General features: G+C 66.8%; 11 protein-coding genes. 6 read left to right on the top strand and 5 right to left on the bottom strand.

The features are described 5' to 3' along the window. The first annotated feature begins 80 nt into the window (after window positions 1-80). The 4 genes from BMX32_RS03730 to BMX32_RS03715 all read left to right on the top strand — a co-directional run bounded on the left by BMX32_RS03730 (window position 81) and on the right by BMX32_RS03715 (window position 4,531). Window positions 81-1,688 carry a glucan 1,4-alpha-maltotetraohydrolase domain-containing protein gene (locus BMX32_RS03730; RefSeq protein ID WP_089974592.1) on the top strand — a complete coding sequence of 536 codons (1,608 nt, stop codon included), beginning with the start codon at window positions 81-83 and terminating at the stop codon, window positions 1,686-1,688. 78 nt (window positions 1,689-1,766) lie between these two features. After that, a complete protein-coding gene (gene rocF, locus BMX32_RS03725) occupies window positions 1,767-2,687 on the top strand; it encodes an arginase (protein ID WP_089974589.1) in 921 nt (306 codons plus the stop codon). A 136-nt stretch (window positions 2,688-2,823) separates the two neighbouring features. Continuing rightward, window positions 2,824-4,206 carry a tryptophan--tRNA ligase gene (locus tag BMX32_RS03720; RefSeq protein WP_089974586.1) on the top strand — a complete coding sequence of 461 codons (1,383 nt, stop codon included), beginning with the start codon at window positions 2,824-2,826 and terminating at the stop codon, window positions 4,204-4,206. 1 nt (window position 4,207) lies between these two features. Next, a complete protein-coding gene (locus BMX32_RS03715) occupies window positions 4,208-4,531 on the top strand; it encodes a hypothetical protein (protein ID WP_089974583.1) in 324 nt (107 codons plus the stop codon). 161 nt (window positions 4,532-4,692) lie between these two features. On the opposite strand, the gene BMX32_RS03710 is transcribed toward BMX32_RS03715, so the two are convergent. The 5 genes from BMX32_RS03710 to pdhA form a co-directional block, all read right to left on the bottom strand. Then, window positions 4,693-5,085 (bottom strand): VOC family protein, encoded by a 393-nt coding sequence (locus tag BMX32_RS03710; RefSeq protein WP_089974580.1) that lies wholly within the window; start codon window positions 5,083-5,085, stop codon window positions 4,693-4,695. Between the two features lie 63 nt (window positions 5,086-5,148). Beyond that, window positions 5,149-5,613, bottom strand: a complete 465-nt coding sequence (locus BMX32_RS03705; protein WP_089974578.1) for a YehS family protein — start codon at window positions 5,611-5,613, stop codon at window positions 5,149-5,151. Window positions 5,614-5,702: 89 nt separating this feature from the next. Next, entirely contained in the window at window positions 5,703-7,079 is a 1,377-nt protein-coding gene (locus tag BMX32_RS03700; RefSeq protein ID WP_089974575.1) for a dihydrolipoamide acetyltransferase family protein, read from the bottom strand. A gap of 13 nt (window positions 7,080-7,092) precedes the next feature. Further along, complete coding sequence (locus BMX32_RS03695) at window positions 7,093-8,073, bottom strand: alpha-ketoacid dehydrogenase subunit beta (protein ID WP_089974571.1); 981 nt, start codon at window positions 8,071-8,073, stop codon at window positions 7,093-7,095. Between the two features lie 12 nt (window positions 8,074-8,085). Next, window positions 8,086-9,162, bottom strand: coding sequence for a pyruvate dehydrogenase (acetyl-transferring) E1 component subunit alpha (gene pdhA, locus BMX32_RS03690; RefSeq protein WP_089974569.1), 1,077 nt, complete (start codon window positions 9,160-9,162; stop codon window positions 8,086-8,088). A 226-nt stretch (window positions 9,163-9,388) separates the two neighbouring features. Between pdhA and BMX32_RS03685 the strand changes: the two genes are divergently transcribed. Both BMX32_RS03685 and BMX32_RS03680 read left to right on the top strand, forming a co-directional pair. Next, a complete protein-coding gene (locus tag BMX32_RS03685) occupies window positions 9,389-10,237 on the top strand; it encodes a tryptophan 2,3-dioxygenase (RefSeq protein WP_089974567.1) in 849 nt (282 codons plus the stop codon). Between the two features lie 151 nt (window positions 10,238-10,388). Next, window positions 10,389-11,894: a peptide MFS transporter gene (locus BMX32_RS03680; protein WP_089974566.1), complete on the top strand. Its 1,506-nt coding sequence runs from the start codon at window positions 10,389-10,391 to the stop codon at window positions 11,892-11,894. Window positions 11,895-11,910: the final 16 nt, after the last annotated feature.

The raw sequence follows: 11,910 nt of genomic DNA, 5'->3' as shown, positions 1-11,910 counted from the left end.
GCGAGGCTACGACGGATGGCCGATGGAAGCCATGCGCGCGTCGTCGGACGATCCACACGCCGGATGATGGGCGAGACGACATGATCGCATGGACGCGAATCGCGCTTCTCGCCGTGGGGCTGGCCCTGGCGACCGCGACGCAAGGCGCGGACGTCGGGGGCAAGACGCCCACGGGCGTGCGCTACGACGGTGGCGACGAGATCCTGCTGCAGGGGTTTCACTGGAACTCGGTGCGCGCCGGCGGCGGTAAGGTGTGGTACGTGATGCTGGCGAGGAACGCGCCTCGCATCGCTGCCGATGGATTTACCGCGATCTGGATGCCGCCGCCCTGGGTGGACGAGCCGAAGTCGGCGACGCAGGGCGGAGAGGGCTATTTCTGGAACCGTTTCGACAAGAACAGCCTCTACGGAAGTGACGCGGACCTTCGCGCCGCGGTCGCCGCGATGCGCGGTGCCGGCGTGAAGCTCATCTACGACATCGTGCCCAATCACATCGACAGGGCACGCCTTCCGCAGTCGCAACCGGGTAACGACGTCGCGCCGGCAGACCGCTGGCTTTTCCGCGACGACTGCCCCGACCGCACGCAATGCGACGATGGCGAACCGTTCTTCTCGGGCGATGCGGACCTCGACCTCACGAAGTTCGCCAATCTGGACCGCTTCAGGGCCGAGCTCGTGAATCTCCGGGACAACTACGGCGCCAGCGGGTTCCGGTTCGATTTCGTCAAAGGGTATGCGGGGCGCCATGTGGACGACTGGATGAGGCAGGTGGCCGACGGCGGTTTCTGCATTGGAGAACTCTGGACGGACCCGGGTGCCGGCAACAGTTGGCAGGATCCGCTCAAGCGCTGGTCCGATGCCGCGCGATGCACGGTGTTCGATTTCTCGCTCAAGGCGAAATTCCAGGCCGGTCCGGGTGAGATAGCCGACTGGCAGCACTCCCTGGGCGGAAATCCGGACGCTTCGTACCGGAGCATCGCCGTGACGTTCGTCGATAATCACGACACGGGGGCGTCGCCCGGCGTGAATGGCGGGCAGCATTTATGGTCGCTCACGGACGAGCACCTGCGGCAGCTCGCTTACGCGTACATCCTTACGACGCCCGGTACACCGTCGGTCTATTGGCCCGACATGTACAACGACGACGGTTCGGATGCGACGTTCCACAACTACATCAAGGCCCTGATCGCGCTGCGGCGCGAGGCCGGTGTCGTCGCGGACAGTACCGTGTCGTTCAAGAGCGGTCCGGGCTGGATCGTCGCGCTGGTCGGTACGCCCGTGCGCATCGTGGTGTCGTTGAATTCGCCTTTCGTCGATGCGCGACAGATCGGCATCCAGGGGTTCACGGCGCGTTTTGCGAATGCCGATCGAAGTGTGCGCATATGGCTCGCGGGTCAGCCGACCACCGTGACGAAACGCTTCGCGTGCGATGTCGCCACGATCCCGGGTGAGGACATGGTCGCTGTCGGGGCCGACCCGGCCCTTGGCGGCTGGAATCCGGACAAAGGCCTCAGGCTCGCCTGGCACGACGATGCCGCGCCTCATTGGAGGGGCGCCGTCGATCTTCCCTCGTCGTTCAACGAATGGAAGTGCGTGAAGGTGACGAAAGGCAGGCCTCCGGAATGGCAGCCGGGCGCGAACAACGTCACGTCGCCCGATCCTGCGGAGACCGAGACGGCGCATTTCTGAGCGATGCCTGCCGCGCTGCAACGTGGCCGTTTTGTGGCACGGTGTAAACTCGGCGAACGCCCGTTGAGTCGTCCCCTCATGAGTCCTCTTACCCGCTCCGTCGCCCTCGTCGGCGTCCCCACCGATATCGGCGCCGGCCATCGCGGCAGCTCCATGGGGCCGGAGGCGCTGCGCGTCGCCCGGCTCGGTGAGCGCCTCGCGAAGCGCGGCATGCATGTCGTCGATCGCGGCAACCTGGTCGGTCCGCTCAATCCGTGGCTGCCGCCGACGGACGGCTACCGGCACCTCGACGCCGTCGTCGCCTGGAATACCGCGGTGCATGACGCCGTGCACGCCGAACTGGCGGCAGGGCACCTGCCGATCATGCTCGGCGGCGATCATTGCCTCGCCATCGGTTCGATCTCCGCCGTGGCGCGCCACTGCCGCGAAACGGGCAAGAAGCTGCGCGTGCTCTGGCTCGATGCCCACGCCGACTTCAACACCAGCCAGATCACGCCGTCCGGGAACATCCACGGCATGCCCGTGGCGTGCCTGTGCGGTTACGGCCCCGACGTGCTCACGCACATCGGCGGCACGGTGCCGGCGACCTCGCCCGACGTGTTCCGGCAGATCGGCATCCGTTCGGTGGACGAGGGCGAAAAGCGCTTCGTCCACGAGGTGGGCATCGATATCTACGATATGCGCTACATCGACGAGATCGGCATCAAGGCCGCGATGGAGGAAGCGCTGGCCGATGTCGACGCGGACACCCATCTGCACGTGAGCTTCGACGTCGATTTCCTCGACCCGTCCATCGCGCCGGGCGTGGGCACCACCGTGCGTGGCGGTCCGAACTACCGCGAGGCGCAGCTGGTGATGGAAATGATCGCGGACACGGGCCGGGTCGGTTCGCTCGACATCGTCGAGCTGAACCCCGCGTTCGACAAGCGCAACCAGACGGCGAAGCTGGCGGTGGATCTGGTGGAGTCGCTGTTCGGGAAGTCGACGCTGATGCGGTGAGGGATTGCCATCGCCGGCAGGCTGACTCCCACCTTACGAGGGTGGGCAGCGGCAACCTGCCACAGGTGATGGTCGCCGCCGGGCCTTGGCGCGGGCTACACTCGGGCGGTTTCCGTCCGCCAGGTTTCCCCGCCCCATGCACACCCGCGTCCTCACCGGCATCACCACCACCGGCACGCCGCACCTCGGCAACTATGTCGGGGCCATCCGTCCGGCCGTCCTTGCAAGCAAGGACCCGAACGTCGACGCGTTCTACTTCATGGCCGATTACCACGCCCTGATCAAGAGCGACGACGCCGATCGCGTGGAAGCCTCGCGCCTGAAGATCGCGGCCACCTGGCTTGCGGTGGGCCTGGACCCGAATGCGGCCACGTTCTACCGGCAGTCGGACATTCCCGAAGTGCCGGAGCTGATGTGGCTGCTGACCTGCGTCACGGCGAAGGGGTTGCTCAATCGCGCCCACGCCTACAAGGCGGCGGTCGATCGCAACATCGAAAACCAGGAAGACGCCGATGCCGGCATCAACGCCGGCCTGTACATGTATCCCGTGCTGATGGCGGCCGACATCCTCGCGTTCAACGCGAACAAGGTGCCGGTCGGTCGCGACCAGATCCAGCACATCGAGATGGCGCGCGACATCGCGCAGCGCTTCAACCACACCTATGGCAGCGATTTCTTCGTGATGCCCGAGGCGCACATCGAAGAGCAGGTGGCGACCCTGCCGGGCCTCGACGGGCGCAAGATGTCGAAGAGCTACGACAACACCATCCCGCTGTTCGAAGGCGGTCCGAAGGGCATGCGCGACGCGATCATGAAGATCGTCACCGATTCGCGCGCGCCGGGCGAGGCGAAGGACACCGACGATTCCTCGCTGTTCACGATCTTCAAGGCGTTCGCGACGCCGGCGGAAACCGCCGCGTTCGCCGAGGCCCTGCACGGCGGCCTCGGCTGGGGCGAGGCGAAGCAGGCACTGTTCGAGCGTGTCGAGGCCGAGGTCGGCCCGATGCGCGAGCGCTACGAGAGCCTGATGGCGCGTCCGGACGACATGGAAGACGTCCTGCAGGCGGGCGCCGCGAAAGCGCGCGCCATCGCCGGGCCGCTCGTCCAGACGCTGCGACAGGCGGTCGGCCTGCGCAGCTCGCGGCAGATCGTCGCCCCGGCACCGGCTGTCGCGCCGGTCGCCACGAAGGCGAAGCCGCCGCGCATCGCCAGCTTCCGCGACACCGACGGCAGCTTCCGTTTCCGGCTGTTCGGCAGCGATGGCGACGAGCTCCTGCTGTCCGTGCCGTTCGCCGATCCGAAGGCCGCGGGTGCGTTGCGCCAGGCGCTGTCCACGCTGGGTGGCGCGTCGGCGGTCCTCGAGACGCAGGGCGGGCAGATCGTGCTGAAGATGGGTGGCGATGTCGTGGCCACGGCCGCATCGGCCGATGCCGCGACCGGTGTGCTCAGGCTGCGTGCAGAACTCGACGCTCTGGCCGCCGCCACGGCGGAAGAGGCCGCGGCGAAGGCGAAGGCCTGACATGCGCTATCTGGCGATCATGTTGCTGGCGCCGTGGCTGATCGTGCTCGGCTGGGCGTACTGGGCGTATCCGAAGTCGCTGCTGCGGAACATGACGCGGCGCGCTTTCGACGTCCTGGCATTGATCGCGGCCACGGTCGCGGCGATCCAGTCGGCGATCGTCGCGTTCGACGCGGTGGAACTTCCCGCGGCGGATCAGTTCGGCACGAAGAGCGGGGCGATCTGGCAGCAGGTGGTGCCGGCGCTGTACGGCTACGGCGCGTTCCTGGCCGTGCTGCTCGTGGCGCTGATCGTGCGGCAGATAGTCTGGAAGAAGCGCGCCTGATTCGCGGCTTGCCTCGATAGATCGGCACCTTGCTCGATGGGAGCCAGCCTGCTGGCGAATGGGTGCTCGACGCAAGCACCCATTCGCCAGCAGGCTGGCTCCCACCAGAGCGGTGGTCGGCGATCGGCAGCAGGCTGGCTCCCACCAGAGCGGCGGTCAGGCTACCGCGGGTTCGCGTTCCATTGGTTCACATGCGGCCCGAATGCCTCGGCCTGCCGCCGCACGATGCAGAAGCGATGCCCGGTGGGCGCTTCCATTACCCACCAGCGCTTCACGAAGCCGATCCGCTTCGCACCCAACGCCTCGAGTCGCGCGGCTTCGGCGTCGAGGTCGTCGGTCTCGATGTCCAGATGCACGCGGCTGGGATGGTCGACGCACTGGATGAGCACTTTCAGCTCGTCGGGTGCCGTCGTCAGCACCGCGTACTTCCCGTCGCCGTCCTCGTCCGGGTTGTCCACCGGTTTGCCGAGCGCACGGCTCCAGAATTCGGTGGCGGCGGCGAGGTCGCTGCCCTGACAGTCGATGACGAGGTTGCAGAGCCTGCTGTGGTGCATGGTCGGACCTCCGTGACACGGGAGTTCGACGCTAACACCGGACGCGCGGAGGCCGCGTGAGGCTCACGCGCCGCGAAGGCGCTGTGTCAGGCCCTTCAGGAAGTTGCGCAGGAACTGGTCGCCGCACAGGCGGAAATTGCTGTGCTTCGGCTGGCGGAAGAGCGCGTTGATCTCGCCCTTCGATACGCGGAAACCGATCTCGCCCATGATCGCGAGGATGTCGTCCTCCTTCAGCTCGAAGGCGACGCGCAGTTTCTTCAGCACCACGTTGTTGTTGATGCGGGTTTCGACCGGCCGGGCAGGCTGGCTTTCGTCGCGACCACGGCGATGCACGATCAGGCCGTCGAGGAAGTGCGCCATGGCGGCGTCGGGCATCTCGGCGAAACCGGGCTCGTCTTCCTTGTGCAGCCAGGGCTCCACCTGCTCGCGCGTGGCGGGAAAACCGGAGAGTTTCATGATCTCGACGACGTGGACGTCGCCGAGGTCGAGCATGTAGCGGATGCTACGGAGGGTGTCGTTGTTGAGCATGGCGCGAAGGATACCGTGGTGGGAGCCAGCCTGCTGGCGAAGGGTGCTCGCGGCAGCCACCCTTCGCCAGCAGGCTGGCTCCCACCGACTTACTGCGGCAGACCCAGATCGTCGATCATCGCCTTCAGGAACCGCGCGGCCTCGCCACCCGTGGCGGCGCGGTGGTCGAACGTCAGCGACAGGGGCATGCGGCGGTGCACTTCGATGCCGCCCATCACGGCGACGACGTCGTGGCTGAGCTTGCCGGCGCCGATGATGGCGACCGTCGGCGGGACGACCACCGGCGTGGCATAGCGACCGGCGAACATGCCGAAGTTCGACAGGCTGATCGTGTAACCCGAAAGCTCCGATGCAGGGATGCTGCGGTCTTCGACGCTGCTGCGCAGGCGCTTGATCGCGGCGCGGACGCCGGCACCGTCGAGCACGTCGGCGTTGCGCAGGGCCGGCACGAACAGGCCGTCTTCGGTGTCGACGGCGATGCCGATGTCCACGTGCGGGTGCAGCGTGCGCGTCAGCGTCTTGCCGTCGAACCACGCGTTGAGCGCGGGCACGGTCTTGCACGCGACGACGATCGAGCGGATCAGGCGCGCCGTGATGTCCTGCTTGCCGATCCACGCGTGCAGGTCGGCATCGTCGACCAGCGTGGTCGGGACAACTTGAGCATGCGCCTCGGCCATCACGCGCGCCATGTTGCGGCGGACGCCCTTGAGCTGCTCCGGCTGGCCCATCGACTCCTTGCCCGGGGGCGCGGTGCGGACGGCCTTGCCAGCCAGCGACACGGGCGTGCGCGTGGGTGCCGGGCCCGGCTCGGGCAGCGTCGGGGCGAGGTGCTGCGCGGCGGCCGGACGGGCCGGTGCGGCACCCAGCGCGGCGCTGCCGTTCGCGGCGGCGGCCTTCACATCGGCCATGGTGATCACACCGCCGGCGCCCGAGGGCTGCACGCGGGCGAGATCGACCTTGAGCTTCTTCGCAGCGGCGCGCACGGCCGGCACGGCCTTCACGCCACCGGCGCTGGAGACCTGTTCGGTGTGCACGGTGTTTCCGCTGACCATGGCGCCGACGACAGTGCCTTCGTCCTCGCGGTCGCCGCCGTCTTCGATCTCGCCGCCGTCGTCGGACGCGACGACCTTGTGCCCGTCGTCCGGTGCCGGACTACCGACACCCTTCTTCGGGCCGTGGTGATGGCCGGTGGACTCGGCTTCCGCACGCTGGCGCGCATTCGGGTCGATCTCGAAATCGGCCAGCGGCGCGCCGGTTTCGACGATGTCGCCGGCGGCGCCGTGCAGCTTCTTCACGGTGCCGGAGTAGGGCGAGGGCACGTCGACAACGGCCTTCGCGGTTTCCATCGACACCAGCGGGGCGTCGAGCTTGATGGTGTCGCCTTCCTTCACGTGCCACTCGACGACGGTCGCGTCGGGCAGGCCTTCGCCGAGGTCCGGCAGGAAAAAGGTCTTGATGTCGGCCATTTCTATCGGTTCCTCAGGAGGCGGCGAGCGTGCGCTCGGCGGCTTCGACGATGCGTTCGACGCTGGGCAGGTACTTCATTTCCAGGCGGAACAGCGGGATGTGGGTATCGAAACCCGTGACGCGTTCGACCGGTGCGAGCAGGCTGTAGAGGCACTCCTCGGACAGTCGCGCGGCGATCTCGGCGCCGAAGCCGGCGGTCTTCGGCGCTTCGTGCACGATGACGCAGCGGCCCGTCTTGGTGACGGATTCCGCGATCGTGTCGAAGTCGAGCGGCGTCAGGGTGGCGACGTCGATGACTTCGGCACTGATGCCCTTCTGGGCGAGTTCGTCGGCGGCTTCGAGGCATTCCTTCACCTGCGCGCCCCAGGTCACCAGGGTCACGTCGGTGCCGTCGCGCAGCACGAAGCAGACGTCGAGCGGCAGCGCCTCGCCGTCGTCGGGCACTTCTTCCTTGTACTGACGGTAGATGCGCTTCGGCTCGAAGAAGATGACCGGATCCGGATCGCGGATGGCGGCGAGCAGCAGGCCGTAGGCGCGCGCGGGCGACGAGGGCATGACGACGCGCAGGCCGGGGATGTTGGTGAACAGGTGTTCGTTCGCCTCGGAGTGGTGCTCCGGTGCGCGGATGCCGCCGCCCCACGGGGCGCGCCACACGGCCGGCACGGTCATGCGACCGCGCGTGCGGTTGCGCATGCGCGCGGCGTGGCAGGCGATGTGCTCCATCATCGGGTAGATGAAGCCTTCGAACTGCGCTTCGGCGACGGGCTTCATGCCCTGCACGGCGAGGCCGATGGTGAGACCGGCGATGGTGCCTTCGTCCAGCGGCGTGTCGATGACGCGCATTTCGCCGAACTGTTCCTGCAGGCCCTGCGTGGCGCGGAACACACCGCCGTTCACGCCGACGTCCTCGCCGAGCACCACGACGCTTTCGTCGTTGCGCATTTCGTAAGCGAGCGCCTGGGTCACCGCTTCGATGAGAGTGATTTGTGCCATGGGAAGGGGTCCTTACTTGCGATCGAGGGAAGCGACGAGTTCACGCTGCTTTTCGAGGTCGGCGGGGACCTCGGCGTAGAGGAAGTCGAACATCGCCGTCGCCGGCTGGTTCTTCGTTTCCAGGTACGCGTTGACCTCGTTGTCCATCCAGTCGTCGCACTCGGCCTTCCAGGCCTCTTCCTTGGTTTCGTCCCACTTGCCCTTGGCTTCGAGCCACTTGCGCAGGCGCGGCACGGGGTCGCGCTGCCAGGCGTCCTTCACTTCCTGGTCTTCGCGGTAGCGGCGTGCGTCGTCGGCGGTGGTGTGGTCGCCGAGGCGGTAGGTGACCGCTTCGATGACGCTGCCGCCCTGACCGGAACGCGCGCGCTCGAGCGCGTCTTCCATCGCCTTGCGCACGGCGATGATGTCGTTGCCGTCGACCTGGATGCAGAACAGGCCGGCCGCGATGCCCTTCTGGGCGAGCGTGCCGGAGCCGCTCTGGATGCGGCGGGGCACGGAGATCGCCCACTGGTTGTTCACGATCACGGCGACCAGCGGCAGCTGCTGCGCGCCGGCGACGTTGATGGCGCCGTAGAAGTCGCCCTTCGACGAACCGCCGTCGCCGATCGTGCAGACGGCCACGCGCGGCTCGTTGCGGATCTTGAATGCCAGCGCGGAACCGGCGGCATGCAGGCACTGCGTACCGATGGGCACGCACCAGGCGAAGTCGTGCGCGGGTGCGTCGGCGAAGTCGTTGCCGCGCTCGTCGCCACCCCAGTAGGTGTAGACCTCGCGCGGCTTCACGCCGCGGTACAGCTGCGCGCCGTATTCGCGATACGACACCGCCAGCGAATCCTCGCGGCGCATGGCGCTGCCGATGCCGACGTGCGCGGCTTCGTGGCCCAGGCACGACGCGTACGTGCCGAGCTTGCCCGTGCGCTGGAGCGCGATCGACTTGGCGTCGAACACGCGCGTCGACACCATGAGCTTGTAGAGCTCGACCATGTGGTCGAGATCCTTGGCGAATTCGGGGAGTTCCTTACCGGTTTCCTTGCCGTCCTGGTCAAGGTATTGCAGATATTCGATTTCGAACTTGGCGGCGATGGACACGACTCGCTCCCAGGGGAAGGTTAGAAACGACACGCACGAGCGGGGAAGCGGCCGGGCCCATCCAGCGGGGCGCGACACGGCTTTCATAGTCTTGCGAGCCGGACTAGATATCAGGGGTATTATGGCCCGGCAAGGTACGGCGCAGCATGATTCATCCTCCGCGGTCCGCCGAAATGGCGCTGTAGAGCCGTCTGCGACCCCGTCAACCCCCGATGTGAAGATCCCCATGGCCAACCCCCAGCGCGACCTCGAACCCGGTATCCGCACCGATCTCGACGGGCGCCTCACCTATGGGGAGTACCTGAAGCTCGACCAGGTACTCACCGCGCAGCAGCCACGCAGCGAGCCGGCGCACCACGACGAGATGCTCTTCATCGTCCAGCACCAGACCTCCGAGCTCTGGCTCAAGCTGATGATCCACGAGCTCGACGCCGCGCTCGCCCGCCTGCGTCGCGACGACGTGGACGGCACGCTGAAAGTTCTTGCGAGGGTGAAGCAGATCCAGCGGCAGCTGTACGAGCAGTGGGGCGTGCTGGAAACGCTCACCCCGGCCGAATACCTGCAGTTCCGCGACGTGCTGGGGCCGTCGTCGGGATTCCAGTCGCTGCAGTACCGGGTGGTCGAGTTCCTGCTCGGCAACAAGCACGCCGACATGCTGCGCGTGTTCGAACACGATCCGGCGGCGCACGAGCGGCTGCGCGTCGTGTTCGAAGCGCCGGGCCTGTACGACGAATTCCTGCGGTATCTCGCCCGTCGCGGCCATCCCGTGCCCGCCGAGCTGCTCGATCGCGACCTGACCCAGCCCTGGCACAGCCAGCCGGGCCTGCTGCCCGTGTTCAAGCGGATCTACGAGGACACCGCCAGTCACTGGCCTGAGTACCATCTCAGCGAGGAACTGGTCGACATCGAGGAAGCGTTCCAGCTCTGGCGGTTCCGTCACATGAAGACGGTGGAGCGGATCATCGGTTTCCGTCCCGGCACGGGCGGTTCGTCCGGCGTGGCGTTCCTGCGCAAGGCGCTGGAGCAGAGCTTCTTCCCCGAGCTCATCGAAGTACGCACCATTCTGGGCACCTGACGCGGGCTTTGGCGGGAGCCAGCTTGCTGGCGACGGATGCTCGCCGCGGGTCCTCATCGCCGGCATGCTGGCTCCCGCCGAGCGACGCACGATTTGACGGGTTCCCCCGGTCCAGCTAAACACGCTGCACGAAACGATTCCAAGGGAAGCCATGACAGCCACCGCCCCCGCCGCCGACCGGCCCGTACCCGAGTACCCGCAGACGCTCGGTCATCCGCGTCCCTTGTGGATGCTGTTCATGACCGAATTCTGGGAGCGCTTCGCGTTCTACGGCATGCGCTGGGCACTCACGCTGTACATCGTGGCCGAGTTCTTCAATGGCGATCAGGCGGGGCAGGGCTACGCCAGCCGCACGTACGGCGCCTATCTCGCACTGGTCTACGCATCCGCCATCTTCGGTGGCTACGTCGCGGACCGCATCCTCGGGTATCAGCGCTCGATCCTGCTCGGCGCCGCGGTGATGGGCGCGGGCCTGTTCATGGTGATGGTGCCCGACCAGAACGTCTTCCTTGCGGGCCTCGCGACGGTGATCGTCGGCAACGGCCTGTTCAAGCCGAACATCTCGTCGCTGGTCGGGCAGATCTACCCGGTTGGCGACGACCGTCGCGATCGCGGCTTCACGATCTTCTACATGGGCATCAACCTCGGCGGTTTCCTCGCGCCGCTGGTCACCGGCTGGCTCGCTTCGGTCATCACGGATACGCCGCTGCAGCAGAACTACAAGGCCGTGTTCGCCGCGACCGGCATCGGTATGGTGATCTGCTTCATCTGGTTCCTGATCGGGCGCAAGCAGCTGAAGGGCGTGGGCGTGCCGCCGCCGGAGCGCCACGAAGGCAAGAGCTTCGTCGGCGTGCTGGTGGGCATCCTCGTCGCCATCCCGCTGGTCTACCTGCTGATGGCGAAGGCCGGCGCGATCTTCATCGCCTGGCTGCTCGGTGTGCTCTTCATCGGCGTGGCCGTGATGCTGGTGATCGAGGCCGTGCGCCACGACCGCATCCAGATCCACCGCGTGATCGCGATGCTGCTGCTGTTTACGTTCAACGTGCTGTTCTGGATGTTCTTCGAACAGGCCGGCAGCTCGTTCAACTTCCTCGCGCAGAACATCGTCGACCGCCAGATGTTCGGCTGGGAATTCCCCACCGGGTGGTTCCAGTCGGTGAATTCCGCCGCGATCCTCGTGTTCGCGCCGGTCGTGGCGCTCGCCTGGGCGTGGTCGTCGCGACTGCGCAAGGAGCCCTCGATTCCGCGCAAGTTCGGCCTGGGCCTGATCTTCAACGCCCTCGGCTTCCTCGTGCTGATGTATGCGCTCACGAGCCTCGTCGACGGCAAGGGGCTGATTCCGTTCTGGCCGCTGGCGGCGTGCTACGTGCTGCAGACCATCGGCGAGCTGTGCCTGTCGCCCATCGGCCTGTCCATGGTGACGAAGCTGGCGCCGATCCGCGTGGTCGGCCTCGCGATGGGCGGCTGGTTCCTCTCCACCGCCATCGGCAACAACCTCTCGGGCCTGCTTGCCGGACACATCAGCGGCGAGACCGGCATGACGGTCGGTTCGGCGCTTTCGGGCTTCACCTTCAGCTTCGAGCTGCTGGTCGGCGCGGGCATCGTGCTGTTCCTGATCGCGCCGCTGATCAACCGGCTGATGCACGGGGTGAAATAACCGAGGTGGGAGCCAG

The organism is Luteibacter sp. UNCMF331Sha3.1 (genome assembly GCF_900109915.1).
Taxonomy (GTDB): Bacteria; Pseudomonadota; Gammaproteobacteria; order Xanthomonadales; family Rhodanobacteraceae; genus Luteibacter.
Note: the sequence above shows the minus strand (reverse complement) of the source record. Positions and strands in the feature narration are given on the sequence as shown.

What these genes read in the sequence shown, in the direction of transcription:
- BMX32_RS03720 (WP_089974586.1), top strand. Translation starts at nt 2,824, where the DNA reads ATGCACACCCGCGTCCTCACCGGCATCACCACCACCGGCACGCCGCAC.
- BMX32_RS03710 (WP_089974580.1), bottom strand. Translation starts at nt 5,085, where the DNA reads ATGCACCACAGCAGGCTCTGCAACCTCGTCATCGACTGTCAGGGCAGC.
- BMX32_RS03685 (WP_089974567.1), top strand. Translation starts at nt 9,389, where the DNA reads ATGGCCAACCCCCAGCGCGACCTCGAACCCGGTATCCGCACCGATCTC.
- BMX32_RS03680 (WP_089974566.1), top strand. Translation starts at nt 10,389, where the DNA reads ATGACAGCCACCGCCCCCGCCGCCGACCGGCCCGTACCCGAGTACCCG.
- BMX32_RS03730 (WP_089974592.1), top strand. Translation starts at nt 81, where the DNA reads ATGATCGCATGGACGCGAATCGCGCTTCTCGCCGTGGGGCTGGCCCTG.
- rocF (WP_089974589.1), top strand. Translation starts at nt 1,767, where the DNA reads ATGAGTCCTCTTACCCGCTCCGTCGCCCTCGTCGGCGTCCCCACCGAT.
- BMX32_RS03700 (WP_089974575.1), bottom strand. Translation starts at nt 7,079, where the DNA reads ATGGCCGACATCAAGACCTTTTTCCTGCCGGACCTCGGCGAAGGCCTG.
- BMX32_RS03715 (WP_089974583.1), top strand. Translation starts at nt 4,208, where the DNA reads ATGCGCTATCTGGCGATCATGTTGCTGGCGCCGTGGCTGATCGTGCTC.
- BMX32_RS03695 (WP_089974571.1), bottom strand. Translation starts at nt 8,073, where the DNA reads ATGGCACAAATCACTCTCATCGAAGCGGTGACCCAGGCGCTCGCTTAC.
- BMX32_RS03705 (WP_089974578.1), bottom strand. Translation starts at nt 5,613, where the DNA reads ATGCTCAACAACGACACCCTCCGTAGCATCCGCTACATGCTCGACCTC.